9 protein-coding genes are annotated in these 16,693 nt (G+C 43.5%); 7 read left to right on the forward strand and 2 right to left on the reverse strand.

Annotation, left to right across the window (positions count from 1 at the left end; all coding sequences use genetic code 11):
• Positions 1-52: 52 nt before the first annotated feature.
• Positions 53-3,025 carry a hypothetical protein gene (locus AC04NP_RS24700; RefSeq protein ID WP_482862693.1) on the forward strand — a complete coding sequence of 991 codons (2,973 nt, stop codon included), beginning with the start codon at positions 53-55 and terminating at the stop codon, positions 3,023-3,025.
• Between the two features lie 192 nt (positions 3,026-3,217).
• On the opposite strand, the gene AC04NP_RS24705 is transcribed toward AC04NP_RS24700, so the two are convergent.
• Positions 3,218-3,385, reverse strand: a complete 168-nt coding sequence (locus AC04NP_RS24705) for a hypothetical protein (protein ID WP_482862694.1) — start codon at positions 3,383-3,385, stop codon at positions 3,218-3,220.
• A gap of 729 nt (positions 3,386-4,114) precedes the next feature.
• Here AC04NP_RS24705 and AC04NP_RS24710 point away from each other — a divergent pair.
• From AC04NP_RS24710 to AC04NP_RS24735, 6 genes are all read left to right on the forward strand, one after another.
• On the forward strand, positions 4,115-7,288 hold the full coding sequence (locus tag AC04NP_RS24710; RefSeq protein ID WP_482862695.1) for a SusC/RagA family TonB-linked outer membrane protein: 3,174 nt from the start codon (positions 4,115-4,117) through the stop codon (positions 7,286-7,288).
• A gap of 17 nt (positions 7,289-7,305) precedes the next feature.
• Complete coding sequence (locus tag AC04NP_RS24715; protein ID WP_482862696.1) at positions 7,306-8,790, forward strand: SusD/RagB family nutrient-binding outer membrane lipoprotein; 1,485 nt, start codon at positions 7,306-7,308, stop codon at positions 8,788-8,790.
• Positions 8,791-8,916: 126 nt separating this feature from the next.
• Positions 8,917-11,124, forward strand: coding sequence for a TonB-dependent receptor (locus AC04NP_RS24720; RefSeq protein WP_482862697.1), 2,208 nt, complete (start codon positions 8,917-8,919; stop codon positions 11,122-11,124).
• On the forward strand, positions 11,094-11,609 hold the full coding sequence (locus AC04NP_RS24725; protein WP_482862698.1) for a hypothetical protein: 516 nt from the start codon (positions 11,094-11,096) through the stop codon (positions 11,607-11,609). Before AC04NP_RS24720 ends, AC04NP_RS24725 begins: the two co-directional genes overlap by 31 nt.
• A 2-nt stretch (positions 11,610-11,611) precedes the next feature.
• Positions 11,612-12,727 carry a DUF4249 domain-containing protein gene (locus tag AC04NP_RS24730; protein ID WP_482862699.1) on the forward strand — a complete coding sequence of 372 codons (1,116 nt, stop codon included), beginning with the start codon at positions 11,612-11,614 and terminating at the stop codon, positions 12,725-12,727.
• A 45-nt stretch (positions 12,728-12,772) separates the two neighbouring features.
• The gene (locus AC04NP_RS24735) at positions 12,773-14,518 is read left to right on the forward strand and encodes a hypothetical protein (RefSeq protein WP_482862700.1); all 1,746 of its coding nucleotides are present in this window, start codon (positions 12,773-12,775) and stop codon (positions 14,516-14,518) included.
• Between the two features lie 66 nt (positions 14,519-14,584).
• On the opposite strand, the gene AC04NP_RS24740 is transcribed toward AC04NP_RS24735, so the two are convergent.
• Positions 14,585-16,654: an alpha-ketoacid dehydrogenase subunit alpha/beta gene (locus tag AC04NP_RS24740; RefSeq protein WP_482862701.1), complete on the reverse strand. Its 2,070-nt coding sequence runs from the start codon at positions 16,652-16,654 to the stop codon at positions 14,585-14,587.
• Positions 16,655-16,693 lie beyond the last annotated feature (39 nt).

Below are 16,693 nucleotides of genomic sequence, written 5' to 3' on the forward strand. Positions count from 1 at the left end.
TTATATGATTGGGCGTTTATTTTTTTGGAAACAGTGGAATAAAACCGACAGGATGTTTTACGCCATTTTCCTGATGATATTTATTTTAAGTATCATTTTTTATTTATCGGGTTATTACCTGGGAACCGACACTGTGATCAACTGGGTAGTGGTGAGCAAAAACCAGGCAATTAGTTTGTTACGCGAAGGGGTTAACCTGGGGGCGATTACACTGAACTACAAGGCTGACAACTATCTGATCAACGAAACTTTTGAAGGCAGTGATATCAAAATTAACTTCATCGCCTCCTACCTTTTTCTCATATCCCTGGCAGTTTCTTTGGTTTTTTATCTGACCCTTATCACCGGTCTTAGCCGGTTTTGGTTCATTGTGGGCGTGCTCCTGTTTATGGGATTAATGATCAATTTCAAATTGGATCAGTTGTTACTTTTCGGTAGCTATAAAAATATACCCCTTTATGTGATTTTGGCGCTTTATCTGCCGGTTTTGTATTATTTTCATGCATTTGCTGAAAATGTTTCATTTTTTCGCAAATGGTTAATGATAGCCCTTGTAACATTGGTCATAGGGGTACTGCTTATACAATTTGCCGGTGTCAGCAATCCTGTATTGTACCTGGTTAATTATGGCATTTTGTTTCCGGTGATAGTTGCCATACTTTTTATTTTTTCTGTGGCTATCGAGGTGATGGCAGGTATTTTATATGTTGTTACCAGCGGAAATACCAGCCAGAGCAAGAACAGTTTGTTGCATTTTACGATAGTTAGCCTGATATATTTAGTGAATGTGGCGCTGGTTTTTGCTAAAAACCGCCAATTTATTGACTGGGATCTTTATTACGTCGACGAATTTTATCTCCTCCTGTTTTCGGCAGTGGCAGGCATCTGGGGCTTCAGGCACCGGAGCATACTATTCGAAAATGTACTTCCTTTCCGTAGCACCGGCGCCTTACTTTACCTGGTTGCAGGCGTTATTTGTTTTGGCACGATAGCTTACCTGTTCTACACCGGAAACGACCCGCTGGTCGAAGCCATGGAAGATGCCATTGTTTTTAGTCATTTATCCTTCGGGTTCTTTTTTTTCCTTTATGTTATCTCTAACTTTTTGGGGCCCCTGTATGATAATCTGCAGGTGTATAAGGTACTTTACAAACCCAAGCATATGCCTTATTATGTCATGAGATTTATTGGCCTGGTTGGCGTCGGGGGATTGTTTTTCCAATCTGGCCAATTGGCCATGAATCAGGCAATAGCGGGCTATTACAACGGCATAGGCGATCTTTATATGGCTGTAGAAGACTATTATGTGGCAGAACAATACTACAAGCTGGGGAGTCAATTTGAATTTCAGAATCACCGGTCCAATTACGGCCTGGCTTCACTGGCCAACAAACAAAACGATCAGGCGAGCGCCCTGTATTATTACCAGCAGTCCATTTTGAAAAAACCGACACCCTATGCTTATGCAAATCTGGCTAATGTTTATCAATCTTCGGGGCTGTTTTTTGATGCATTATTTTCTTTGAAAGAAGGTGTCGAAAACTTTCCTGACAATGCTTATCTCAACAATAACCTCGGCCTGTTATATGCAAAGACCAACATTGCCGACTCTGCCTACATGTTCCTGGAAAGGGCCAGCCTCTCATCCCCTGAGGTAGCTTCTGCCAATATCCTATCACTTCTGGCAGATAAAAAACTGCAATTTGACCTGGATTCCATTAACAACCGATATCTGACCTCTTTTGGCTACTTGCCTGTCCGGAATAATTTAATGGTTCTCAACAACATCGATGGGCATTATCGACCGGATTTATTTACAGAAAGGTATTTGACCGACTCTATTCTAAACCCCAACACATTTGCCTACCTATATAATGCCTGTTACAATCAAAGCTTTGGTCGTGACTCGACCTTTAACAGTTTTGTGGACCAGTACCTGGCAGTTTCCCAAAATCAGGGTTACAGTGATCAGTTAGGTCTGGCAAAAGCTTTAAATTGTTATGGCAGCGGTGAATTGATCAAAGCTTTTATGATACTGGATCAACTTCAGCTTCAAAGTTCATTTCAAAGCGCCTATTACCATAACATCAATGGACTATGGGCGCTGGATCAGCGATCTCCGGCGTTGGCAGTGGATTTTTTCAGTCGTGCAATCCGCGATGGTTTTGAAGATGCCAGACTTAACAGAGGATTTGCGTTGATTGAGATGGATTCACTGGAAGAAGCAAAAGTAGTTTTTTCAGCGTTGCAGTCTGCAGACTCAAACCAGCAAAATGAGGTCATACCAGCAGTACTTAAACTGCTGAATGATGAAAATTGGCAGGTTGATAACCTGAGCGACAGGGAAAAATACTGGTTGATAAATATCTATAAATTCCGGAGGGAAGAAACAGAAATTTTCAATGTGATCCGCAAAATTGAAAATCCATATTATCAATGGCTGGCAAAGCTTGATTTCATGGAGCATCAATTAAGCATAAGGTCGATAGATGGCCTGGCTGAAGAATTTTCGGCAATGGATGGGCAAAACATTGATGAAAAACTGGCCTCCGGGTTTTTGCATTTAAAGGCAAAGTGGTTAGCGGCCAGGAATGACTGGCAACAACTGGAAGCTTTGCTGATCCAGTTAAATCCTGAGGATCATTTATTGAAAACATATCTGGAGGCAAAGATTGCAGAAGGTAAAGGTAACCGGGAGCAGGCATTTCAGGCTTATCGGCAAATAGCAGACAAAAACCCGTTTAAAACCCAGTATATCCTGGATGCCGCCGCATTCTTCGGGCAGCAGATGAAAGATGAGCACCTGGCCTATGAAACCATTTTAAATGCATCCGTGATCAATATATATTCAATACCTCTGTCAAAAGCTTTTATTTTGCAATGTGTAAAAATGGGATTATTTAATTATGCAGAAGATGAACTACAGCGTCTGCACACCCTGATTACCCCAACTGATTACCAACAGTTTTTAGATTTGTACCGACAACTGGTGGCCGAAAATGAACTGGCCGAAGATTGGGAGTAACCCATTCACTTCTTTTCTCACCCCCTAATCTTAGTGCCTCTTTGTGCCTTTGCGTCCTTGTGTTTAAAAATTAAACCACAGAACAGTGCAAAGTACCCAAAAAACACGCTATCCTATCCATAAAACAGGCACGGGCACAAGTGCGACTGTTCGATATCCGGTTGGAGGCTGCCCTTACTTTATTATGCTTGTTTACCGATAAAAGCCTATCGGGTCGCTGTTTCTTCCAATGATCCTAACTTTCTGATGTTCAGGCGCTGAAGATTTCAGGAGGTTTCCATCAGTGGGAAGGTTATCATAAAGCGTCACAATAAAGTATCCGGTATACAAAGCGTTGGTTATTAAAAGCTCATTTTTCACGACTTGTCAGGTCATCGAAATTCAACCTGCTTACACCGGGTACAGCCGGGAAAATAATTTAAAAATGTGATAAAAATCGATAAAAAATATAAAAACATTACCTGAAATGACCCTTATTCTTATTACATACTATGGGGATAAAATTGCCCCGCTTTTTCAGTTCCTTTTTTGTGGCAAGGAAAATCAAATATTTAAATTTTACAATTTTTTAAAAAAGAATAATTTTAATTCTGCGTATTATATTCTTATTAATAATTTCGAAGAATAATATAAATCCTGCAAAATCTCAATGATTTGATATGACTGTCTCATTCCTTAATTAACCTAAAATGTCTTTTTATGTATAATAAAGGATGTTTTACTCCAGATTTTTAAATTCCTGTGCCCATCCGTTTTTTCCGAAGACAAAAAAAATCTGATCAGTCCTGGGTACAAGCTGTCCAATTAAGGTGGCTGTTAAGAAGATTTCTACTGCCCTTGAATAACATGTTAGATTGGTATACTACAATAAAATCAATTTCCCTTTGACCTCGAATGAGATATGATAATGCAAAAATATTTTAAAAAATATGGCCCTGTTTACGTTACTTTTTCTTACATTAGGAAATTGTAACAATTATTGAGGTGTAAAAGTTTCAATATTGTTGAAAAAATGTATGATTTGTTTCTAAGTTTGGAAATCAGAACAATCGAAATCTTTAATTAACATTTCACTTTAAAAAGTAGTCTATGAAGAAGATTCTACTAATCTCATTTATGATGATGACGGCTTTTGTATTCGAAAGCCGGAGTCAGGAAAGGGTTATCAGCGGAACGATAACCTCGGAAGATGACGGTTCTCCATTACCGGGAGTAAACGTTATTGTAAAAGGAACGAACGTCGGAACCACTTCCGATATCAACGGCGCCTACAAATTAAGTGTAACGAGTGGCGATGCGGTGCTTATTTTCTCATTTATCGGTTTGGCCACCAAAGAAGTTGAAGTAGGGTCGCGAACTGTGGTTGATGTAAGCATGGCAACAGATGTTCAGACACTGGGTGAGGTGGTTGTGACTGCCCTGAATATACCCAGAGATAAAAAGTCCTTGGGCTATGCCACCCAACAGGTTACCCAGGAAAACCTGCGGGTAGCCCGGGAAACCAATCTCAACGCGGCGCTGGCTGGTAAAATTGCCGGTGTGCAGGTCATCGGTGGTTCAGGGGCCAAGTTTGGTGCGTCAAGGGTAAGGATCAGGGGCGTAAGGGGTTTGAACTCTGCCAATCCCTTGTATGTGGTCGATGGTATGGTGGTCAATGACCCTTCGACCATCAATATGGATGCAGTGGAGTCCATCAACGTGCTGAAAGGTGCCAATGCTGCTGCCCTTTACGGCAACAGGGCACGGGATGGTGTGGTCATTATTACCACCAAAACCGGTAAAAAAGGCAAGCTGAGTATTGATTTTAATAACACAACCACGTTTGAATCAGTGGCAGTGCTTCCCGGATACCAGAATGAATATGGTGGTGGCTATTCGCAGGAATGGGACATATTTGAGTTCGACCCTTCCAGAGATGACCCGGCCCTGGCGGCTTTGGATGGAGCGAGAATACCCGAATTTAATGCGGATGAAAGCTGGGGGCCCAGAATGGATGGCAGCCAGGTGGCACAATGGGATGCTTTTATTCCCGGAGCATCGGGTTATGGCCAAACCAGGCCCTGGTCGCCCAACCCTGATAATGTCAGGGATTTCTTTGAAACAGGCGTTTTTATGCAAAACAGTTTGTCTGTCAGCAAAGCGGATGATAACTATGCGATCAATGTTACTTTTACCAACTCCCAGAGAACAGGCGTATTGCCCAATTCCGAACAGGATAATACGTTTTTGAATTTAAATTCCAGTGTTAACCTGTCCGAGAAACTAAAATTGACAGGCATTGCCAATTACAGCAAAAGGGAAACCTTCGGAAACATTTTTGAAGGTTACAATTCACTGGGTTCCAACTTCAACCAGTGGTTCCAAAGACAGCTCGACATGGATTTATTAAAAAGATATCACCGTTTACCGGATGGTACATTTACTTCCTGGAACCTGAATTCTGCAAGAAATACCAGGCCGCTTTACTGGAACAACCCTTACACAGAGGTATACGCCAATACCCGGGCAAATACCAAAGAGGTATTTGTGGGTAGATTTGGTTTAGCCTATGAGGTCATTGACGGACTGGTGTTGACAGCCAACCTTTCCAGATCAACAGATCAAAGATGGGGTGAGACGATCATTGCTTCCGGTACTTTGGAATTGGACCAGTACACTACTTTCACCCGTAATATTATTGAGGATAACTACGAATTTATTGCCAGTTATAAAAAACAGTTGAACGACGACTTTTCTATTTCTGCCCTGGCTGGTGGTAACATACGTAAAGGGGAATGGTATCTGAGCGATCAGCGGACGGTCGGAGGGCTATCCGTACCCGGGCTCTATAATCTAAGTGCATCGAGAGACCGCCCTGTTTCGAGGAATGAGAAGCGATTCCAGGAGGTCAGAAGTTTGTTTGCTCAGGCATCCTTTGGTTACAAAGACATCCTGTATCTGGATGCTACCATCAGAAGCGATTGGGATTCGACACTTCCCGAATCTGACAACGCATACGTTTATCCCTCTGTTTCCGGATCATTTATTTTTTCCGAGCTGATCAATTCACAGGATATCCTGTCATTTGGTAAAGCGAGGGTGAGTTACGCAAGTGTCGGTGGTGAATTGAACCCTTACGACCTGTTTCCTGCTTATGAGCTGGGTAATCCGTATGGTGTTTTGCCTACCATGACCGCACCGAACGATATTGTCGCCCCGGATTTACGGGCGGCAGAAACCAGTGCCATCGAAGCCGGAATAGAGTTGAATTTCCTGAATAACAGGGTCAGGTTGGATTTCTCTTATTTCAACTATGACAATACCAACGAAATAGTCAGGGTAGGTATACCTGGTACTTCAGGAGCCAATGGATACAGGATCAACTCAGGTAAAACCACCACCAAAGGTTGGGACGCGTCCATTGGCGGTACCCCGATAAGAACTGCCAATTTCAACTGGGATGTGACCTTCAATTTTGCCAGAAGTGAAAACTTCCTGGATGAATTGTATCCGGGATTGGATGCTTTTGCTCTTCAAAATGGTTTTAGAGGCACCGGTACCACCGGTGCCTGGGGTGGTATTACTGCCAAAGCTGAAGTAGGCAAGCAGTGGGGAACCATTGTGGGCAGGAAATTCCAAAGGGACGAAGCCGGTAACATCATTGTCGACGCCGATGGAGAGCCTTTGTGGGATGAAAACCAGGACCTGGGCAACATTTTGCCTGAGTATACCGGCGGTATCTTTAACCGGTTTACCTACAAAGATTTTGAAATGAGCTTCACCATAGATTGGCAACTGGGTGGTGATTTCTACGCCATTACCAAAATGTTCAATGCCTACTCAGGGTTAGGAGAGGAAACAGTAGGTACCAATGACAAAGGTAATCCTATGAGGGATCCGGTAGCTGAAGGCGGAGGGCTGAGATTTGACGGTGTCTTCCAGGATGGATCAGTAAATAACAAGTACCTTGAAGTTGATGATTACTGGAAAAGTTTGTTCCCTCTCCATGAAGCCTGGATCTATGACGCCACTTTTGTGAAACTGAGAGAGGTAAGATTTGGCTACACTTTACCAAATTCTCTGCTTAACAACCTTTTTGTCAAAAGCGCCAGTGTATCATTTGTTGCCAACAACTTGTGGTTAATTTACACAGACGCCCAAGGTATCGATCCATCGGAAATTAGTGGTGATACTGAGGATGCCAGAAATAACGGTGCATGGGTTGAAAGTGGCAACCTGCCTCCTACCAGGACTTTAGGATTTGATATCAGGTTAGGTTTTTAATTTAAAAGATGATCAAAATGAAAAAATTGTATAAACATATATCAATAACATTGATAGCGGCTTGTATGGTTGCCTGTGATATAAGTGACTTTGACGACATCAATGTTAACCCTAATGCTACCAGCGAGCCTAACGCAGCTATTTTATTGACGAATGGTATTGTTTTTTCCAACAATGTGGATTTTAACATCGCTTCCACCGTGTATGCGACACAGGGTCAGCTTTATGTGCAGTACCTTGCCAATTCCCAGTATACTTCTGCGGATACCTACCAGAATGTTCAGTTTAGTTATAACACATTTTACAACGGACCTCTGACGGATTTGCAAAAGGTGATTGAGCTAAATACGGATGAAGAGACAAAAGTATTTGCCGATGACTATGGTTCCCACGCCAACCAGATTGCCGTTGCTAAGATCCTTCAGGCTTATTATTTTCTCCACATTACCGATCGTTGGGGTGATATTCCGTATTCGGAAGCACTGCAGGCGGAGCAAGGCATATTAACGCCAAAATTTGATCCGCAAAGAGAAGTTTATAACGGCATAATGACTACCTTAAAAGAAGCAACCGCTATGATAGACGGCGGAGCCGGTCCTACCGGTGACGCCTTATTTGCAGGAGATATGGATAGGTGGGAAAAATTTGCCAACACGATCAGATTGGTGGCAGCGCTTCGGTTATCAGAGGTGGATGAAGAGAGGGCCCGGTCTGAATTTGTTGCGGCAATGAATGATGGCGTAATCGCCTTGGATAACTCTGAAAACATTATGTTCAGGCACTTTGCAGAGCAAAATCATGACAACCGCTGGCAGGACCGCTTTGAAACCAGAAGGGATTATACCGTAGCCAATACGCTGGTAGATTACATGCAATCCACCGCAAACGGAGGAATGATGAACGTGATGATGGATCCGAGGCTTCCCGTATTTGCCGACCCGACTGAATCCACCGGCGGATTTGTAGGCATGGTGTACGGGGTGAACGAGGCCGAGGCTGGAGACATTTCGAATTCCGATGTTTCATTTTTAGGGAACGCGCTACGGGTACAGGATGCTCCAACTTACATTTATACTTCTGCACAGGTGTTATTCTCCATGGCAGAAGCGGCACAGCGGGACTGGATAGCAGGAGATACTGAGCAATTTTATAATGACGCCATCAAGGCTTCATTGGATCAATATGGCGTAGGTGACGAGTTTGATACTTTTATTACCAACGAGGAAGTTGCTTTCGACCCGGCACGGGCTTTTGAGCAGATTGGTAACCAAAAATGGGTGGCCTTGTTCCTAAATGGCTACGAAGCCTGGGCGGAATGGAGAAGAACAGGTTACCCTGACTTAGTGCCAGCCGTCGCCGCTCAAAATAAGAGTGGGGAGATTCCGGTCCGGCAGGCTTATCCGGTGACTGAACGTGACCTGAATGAAACCAACTACAATGAGGTAGTGAGCCGCCAGGGCGAGGACGGGTTAGACACGAAAGTTTGGTGGGATGTGGACTAATCTGAAGATGATTTGATTTTCATTAAAGATGCAAAGAGGTTGTTTGGTTGAAAGCAACCTCTTTGTATTCCTATAAAACAAAGTACCCGAAAACCAGATTACTTCTTTACTTTCGATAATGGCGGCATGGAAAAACTATTTTTTTGTTGGGGAATCTTTTTGTTTTCCCTTCATTCCGTTTTTGCTCAAAACCCTTCTAGAAGACTTGTTACGGCATCTTACCTGAACAGTCCGCTGCGTGATGTACTGGCAGAAATGCAGGCAAAACATGGGATGGATTTTTTTTATAAACAAGCCTGGATTACCGATATTGTTGTCACCGGTGACTTTAAAAATATATCCCTGTCCGACTTTTTGGAAAATATATTAAAACCACATGAAATCTCTTTTTTGGTATACGGCACCAACATTGTGTTGATTAAGGGGGAATCAACTATTCATTCCATTGCTTTCAGGGAATCTAAACTCGATGAGCAAGGCGATCTCAGGGAATACCTCAAAATCGGTAAGGTCATGGAAAATCCCGGACAGCAAGAGGTCACCATCAGTGGATTTATAAGAGAAGGGAGCAACGATGAGGCTTTAATCGGTGCAGGAGTTTATGTTAATGAGCTAAAGACTGGTGTTACTACCAATATCAATGGATTTTATTCACTCCGACTACCGGTTGGCAAATATACCCTGACCGCGGGTTTTATCGGGTACGATGAAAAGAGCCAGGCAGTAGAGGTACTTTCCAATGGCAATTTGAGTTTCAGCCTCTACAAAGAAACGGTTGAATTAGAGGAAGTAACTATTACCGCTGAGGCCAAGGACGAAAATATAAAGGGGGTTTTGGCAGGTAAGGAAAAACTAAGTATTGAGGCTATCAAAGGTATGCCTGCCTTTTTGGGAGAAATTGATGTGGTGAAAAGTATTATCACACTGCCAGGAGTGAGTACGGTGGGCGAAGGGGCCGCCGGCTTTAACGTAAGGGGTGGGAGTGTGGATCAGAATTTGTTGTTGCTGGATGATGCCATGGTTTTTAATGCTTCTCACCTATTTGGTTTTTTCTCAGCGTTTAACGCCGATTTTGTCCGGGATGTTACCCTGTATAAAGGTGGGGGGCCACCCAATTTCGGTGGCAGGGTTTCATCGATTCTCAACGTTAGCTTACGCAATGGCAACCGGCAGGAATTTCATGGACAGGGGGGGCTGGGTTTGGTTTCCAGCCGGTTGGTGGTAGAGGGGCCTATTGTGAAAGACAAAACGGCTTTTATTATTGGTGGCAGATCTTCTTACTCCGACTGGATTTTGGGAAGAATACAAAATGTCGATTTGCAGGAAAGTTCAGCACAGTTTTACGATGCTAACGCTAAGCTCACACATGATTTCAGCGATAAGGATAAACTGATCCTTTCATCCTACATCAGTAACGACAGGTTCAAATTCGCCGGTGATACCATTTATCAGTGGCGTACTATAAATACAAGCCTCAAATGGAACCATATTTTTAATGAAAAACTGCTGGCCAGTTTCGGTGCCATTTACGGAACTTTTAAAAATAAGACTTTTGACGATCAGGATTTTGATGCCTTTACACTTGACTCGGAAATAACAAGTGCCAATTTAAAACTCGACTTTAACTACATACCTGATCGAAAGCATAAAGTCGATTTTGGCGCGAGTATTATCAGGTATGAATTCAATCCCGGAGTATTTGTGCCCGGCGAGCAGAATACCAATGAGGTGCCGCTTACCTTGAAGCAGGAGCAGTCATATGAATCAGGCATTTATGTCAAAGATGAATTTACGGTTTCTCCGAGGTTGACAATCATGTATGGCTTAAGGTATTCGATGTTTCATAATGTCGGACCGGGAAATGTTTTTGTTTATGAGCCTGATTTGCCCAGGGAGGAAGAAACAATCACCGATACAATGACTTTTAACAACGGGGAACTCATCAGAAAATACGATGGCCTCGAACCCAGGCTTTCACTCAGGTATTCGCTGGATTGCCGGAGCTCATTAAAATTCAGTTACTACAGAACCAGGCAATACATTCATCTCATTTCCAATACCACAGCCATTGCACCGGTGGACTTCTGGCAAACCAGTAACTATCATCTGCAACCCCAAACCGGCGATCAGGTTTCGCTTGGATACTTCAGAAACTTTAAAGATGATGCTATAGAAACCTCTGTCGAGGTTTACTACAAAGAAGTAGATAATGTCCTTGATTACAAAGAAGGATCTAGTATTCTGCTTAATCCTATACTGGAGGCGATTTACTTTCAGGAAAGGGTAGGGCCTATGGGCTGGAGGTGTTACTGCAGAAAAACAAAGGCCGGATAACCGGGTGGATCGGTTATACTTACTCCAGAAGTGAGCTCCTGTTTCAGTCAGAAAACGAAGAAGAGCGGATAAATTTAGGTGAATACTATCCTGCCAATTTCGACAAGCCTCATGATGTAACCATAGTGGCAAATTTTAATGCCAGCCGCCGGTTCAAGATTTCAGCCAACTTTATCTACAGTACCGGCAGACCTATCACCGTACCTGTATCTAAATATAGTTATGGTAATATTCTGTCGGTATTAAATTATTCTGAAAGAAACCAATTCAGAATACCCGATTACCACCGTCTGGATCTGTCGTTTACGCTCAAACCAGGTCACAGAAAACAAAACAAATTAAAAGGGGAGTGGGTGTTTTCAGTGTATAATGTTTATGGCCGCAAAAATCCGTATTCGGTGTTTTTCAGGCAATCAGGCCAGGCATTCCGGCTGGCAGTGCTGGGAACGGTTTTTCCGTCGGTTACTTATAATTTTAAGTTTTAGCTATGGTAAGGCATTTAAAGTTAGGAATTATTGCAGGTTTGTTCGTTTTAACAACGTGCATCGACCCGGTAGAATTTGACACCAGCAGTGAGCCGTCCCGTCTGGTAGTACAGGGATACATCTCTGATGTTCCCGCTAAGAATCGGGAAACGGGTGGTGATGAATCACCTTATTTTAAAGTAAAGCTTAGTTTGAGCAGCCCGGTGTCTAATATCCGGGATCATCCGATAAAGGACGCTACTGTAATGCTTTTGGATGATCAGGAAAATCAACAGGAACTGACACCATCTTTCGATGGTGAATACTTTCTATATGATGAGGATTTCAAAGCGGTCGAGGGTCGTAGTTATTTTATCAGAATTTCTACCGCTGATGGTAATGTGTATGAATCACAGCCTCAAAGATTGCAGAAATCTCTTCCAACGGGTCCGGCTAAGTATCGAATCGATTCGAGGTTAAACCTTGTCGAAATCAGTGATCAGTCCGAGGTTGTGACGCTTGAAGGTATCTCAGTGTATGTCGATCTCCCGCAAAACAGTAGTCAGGAACCCGTATATTACCTTTGGGAGCTGGTACCGACCTGGATTTTCAAGGCCTCTTTGCTTCCTGATGGTCATCCCAACAAAACCTGCTGGGTCGCCAATATTTATTATCTGGATGAGGTAGTGATTCATCAGGACAAGTTTGGGCAAGGCAATTATCCGAAAGAGCTGTTTTTCCTGGAGGCTGAGACCAATACGCGCCTTCAGTATGATTTTTCCGTTTTAATCAGACAATTTTCCTTGAACAAGGAAACTTTTGAGTTTTGGGAAGATATTAAAAAACAGAATGAGCGTGTAGGCAGTATTTTTGATCCCCCTCCATTTTCTATCCGGGGTAATCTGTTTAATGTGAATGATCCTGATGATCGTGTACTGGGGTACTTTAGTGTGGTGGGGGAGTCAACGCAAAGATGGTTTACCAATATTCGGGAATTACCTTACCGGCTACCCAATATCGATCCCTGCCAGTCTCCCCCGGGCGTGCCAAACATTCCGTCACCTGACTGCCTGGATTGTTTTCGCTATCGTGGAGGTTCTTCATACATTATTAATGTTGAGCCAAGCTGGTGGAGGTGATAAAATGATGACGATTAATTTAATGTGTATTTTTTGAATTAGCCCATGCGTTTTACAACACGACTTCTGTTTCATACGCTGTTTACCTGGCTGCTGGCATTTTCGTCCCTGAGCGGATTAACCCAGGAAAATCAGTCTCCATTAAAGCTTTATTGGCATTTTGACTGCGATTTTTATGTGCCGGGTGAAATGATCAGGTTTGCCGTATTTTCGACAGCGCCGGAGTCACCATCTGAACAAATGATTGTTCTCGAATGGGTGGCACCAGGAGGACATGTAGTAAAAACCCAGCTCATTCGTATGACAGAGGGGTATGGGGCAGGGGAAATGCTGCTGGAAAAGTCTTTGAAGCCCGGGGTTTACAGGATTTTTGCCTATCCTGAAGAACCGGCCGGTCATAGCAAACCAGATAATTTGATAAGTAACCAGATAAAGATTCCGGTCTATTCCCTTGAGCATAGCATAAACAAGACTTTAAGCCGGGGTAACAGCCAGGATTCTACTGCCAACGGTTATTATGTAACTGAAAATACCAGGCTGGTAGAGACTTTCGATAAGAAAGATGACTTTTTGAATATTGAGCTTAAATTAGACCAATTGACCTTTTCGAAACGGGAGCCGGTTAAACTGCAGATCCTTACACGGAACCAAAATGGGGAACCTGTGCCTGCAAACCTTGCTGTCAGTGTTTTAAACCAGGACTTTAAGATACCAGGGGGGATTTCGAATAACACAACTTACCAACCAGGGCTGCCGTCAAAATCCAGGGGTCAGGGAATTTTAGATATCATTGCTTATATAAAGGATTTAAAACAAACCTCTCTGAAGGCATTGTCGAGGGTATCGGTATTTTTTATCGAGGACCAGATCATTGAAGAATTTTATATTGATGAGTTGGATGATCTGATCGATGTCAGAAACAACTTACATAAAGATAACCACGTGCTGATTTATGGTTTCAATTGGAAGGGGGATCGCCTTGGGGATCTATTGATGAAAGGTCTGGAAGATCATCGAACGCGCAGGTACCAGCCTTTAAAAGACGGGCTTTTGTATGTTAAGGCGGTAGAGGACTATCTTGAATTTAAAAAGAAAAGCCATCTCATCGATCTGGTCTACGAAATTCCGAAGGCAGATCACTTAGCCGGAGAAGATTTTTCAATGGGATGGGGAAAGCCGGATTTTAGTGTTCTGCTGGCCGATTTTAACAGGTTACCCACCATGAAGGAGATGATACGGGGAATTCTTCCAAAGGCTCATGTAAAAAAGGATAATGGAAAAGCAAGAATTTATCTGTCTCCCAAAACCAGCAGCTTTAAGTATGATGATACCCCCTTAATTTTAATTAATGACATACCCACTTTTGATGACAGTCTGGTTTTGGCTTTGCATGTGAAAGATGTCGAAAAAATGGAAGTTCGCAATGCTATCCGTACGCAGGGCAAGTTTGGCACTTTTGGTAATAAGGGGATATTATCTGTTTTTTTAAAAGATGGTGTCGAAAATCCTTTGTCAGAAAAAATTATCCGCTGCCCCAAAATCAAGACAATCAGCACACCGCTGCCCTATATCACCAGCCGCCCCAGGGCCACGGAAGATAAAATACCTGATTTCAGGCAAGTATTATATTGGAATCCGCTCGTCAGGACGGATCAGGACGGAAAGGCTGTTGTGGAGTTTGAGAATAGTGACGTAGCAACAAAATATGTCATAGACGTTTTGGGTTTTGCCAGGAACGGTAAAATAGGGAAAGCTGTCATTCAGTATCAGGTGATTCGGAGTAGTTATTAAAACCATTCTAGTCATAGTATGACTCAAAGTCATACTATGACTACTTTACAGCATCGACGGACGCAATCAATAGCTAAGAAGCGCTTCAATCTTGGATTTCACCTTCTCTGTCGATGGCAACATGGTTTCTTCCAAAATACTGTTTAAGGGTATAGCGGGCATGTTCTCAGCGCCGATGGTCATTACGGGGGCGTCCAGGTGCCGGAAGCATTTTTCCTGAATCATGCCGGAGAGGCTTCTGGCAAAGGAGTTGTTAACCGGCTCCTCGGTGACTACGAGGCAGCGGCTGTTTTTCCTGACAGACTGCAACACAGCCTTTTCATCCAATGGATAGAGGGTTCTCAAATCAACAATCTCCACCAGACCTTCAAATGACTGGGCGGCATTTAAGGCCCAGTGTACACCCATGCCATAGGTGATTATACTGAGCGTATTGTCCCTTTGAGAGGTTGACACTTCTGTTTCAGTCACCATCGCGGCTTTGCCAAAAGGCAGTATATAATTTTCATCGGGTTCCATAGATTTTGCATACCCCGTGCCTGGCATTTTAGACCAGTATAATCCTTTATGTTCAAAAATCACTACCGGATTGGGATCATAATAAGCGGCCTTTATCAACCCTTTCAGGTCCGCTCCATTGCTGGGATAGGCAATTTTAATACCACGGATGTTGGTGACAATCGATTCGACACTGGAAGAGTGGTACGGCCCCCCACTTCCGTAAGCGCCGATGGGCACTCTCAGTATCATACTCACCGGCCATTTACCATTGGATAGATAGCAGGACCTGCTAACCTCCGTAAATAGCTGGTTTAAACCGGGCCAGATGTAATCGGCAAATTGCACTTCCACAATGGGTTTTAAACCCACTGCCGACATACCGACGGTGGAACCAACAATAAAGGCCTCCTGAATGGGGGTGTTAAAAACCCGGTCGTCACCAAATTTATCCGCTAAAGTAGCCGCTTCGCGAAACACTCCGCCCAGCCTTTTACCCACATCCTGGCCGTATAATAAACACTCGGGATGGGCTTTCATCAATTCTTCCACAGCGTGAAGGGCGCAATCTACCATCACCACCTTTTGTCCGTTTTCGGGTGACTTTTCTCCCTTTTCCTCCAGCACGGTAGTTGGTACAAAATCATGTGTGAACAGATCATCCGGATTTGGGTCTGCAGCCTTAAGGGCCATTCGATAGTCGCTATGCACATTTTCCTGTGCTTCCTCTTCGATGCGAATGATTTGATTTTCTGAAAAACCATATTCGAGCAATTGCCTTTTCAGGACAGGGTAGGGGTCCCGTTTGGCTGCCTTGTCCAGGTCATCCCTGTACCACTCCATGCGAACGCCCGAGGTATGATGATTGAGCAATGGAACGGTGGCATGAACCAGGAATGGTTTGCGGTCCTTTCTCATGGCTTTGATGATCTCATCAAGCGTGGAGTAACACGCAAGAAAGTCCGATCCGTTGAGTGTTACCGGGGTGATTCCGTGAAATCCCTTGATATATTCAGCGGCATTTTGCGCTCTTGTTTCTTCGGCATTGGCCGAGATATCCCAATCGTTATCCTGGATCAAATAGAGTATGGGGAGTTGTTTTAAAGCAGCCATCTGGAAGGCTTCTGCCACCTCACCCTCTGTGATCGATGCGTCTCCAAGTGAACAAATGGCAATGGGTTTTTCTTTGGGGTTTTCAAAAAGGGAGCGTTTTTCCTTGTACTGTATGCCCATTGCTACCCCTGTAGCCGGGATGGCCTGCATGCCTGTTGCCGAAGATTGATGGGGAATTTTTGGTTTATCCGGATCGTTAAGACTGGGGTGGGCATAGTAGGTTCTGCCCCCCGAAAACGGATCATCCCTTTTGGCAAGTAATTGCAACATCAATTGATAAGGACTGATGCCCATGCCAAGCAGCATGGCATCATCACGATAATAAGGAAAGGCGTAGTCCTGTGGACGCAGCAGCATACCCATGGCGAGTTGAATGGCTTCATGGCCTCTGGAGGTCGCGTGTACATATTTCGAAACCAGCTTAAAATTGTCCTCATACAATTCAGCCATCGCTTTGGCGGTTGCCATCAGGCTAAAGGCTTCTTTGATGGTTTTTTTATTGATTGCTTTTTTATCGATGATCATTTTGTGGTTTACTTTTTTGGATTTGTTGTGTTGTTCACT

It is taken from the genome of Agaribacillus sp. DX54 (assembly GCF_056858335.1).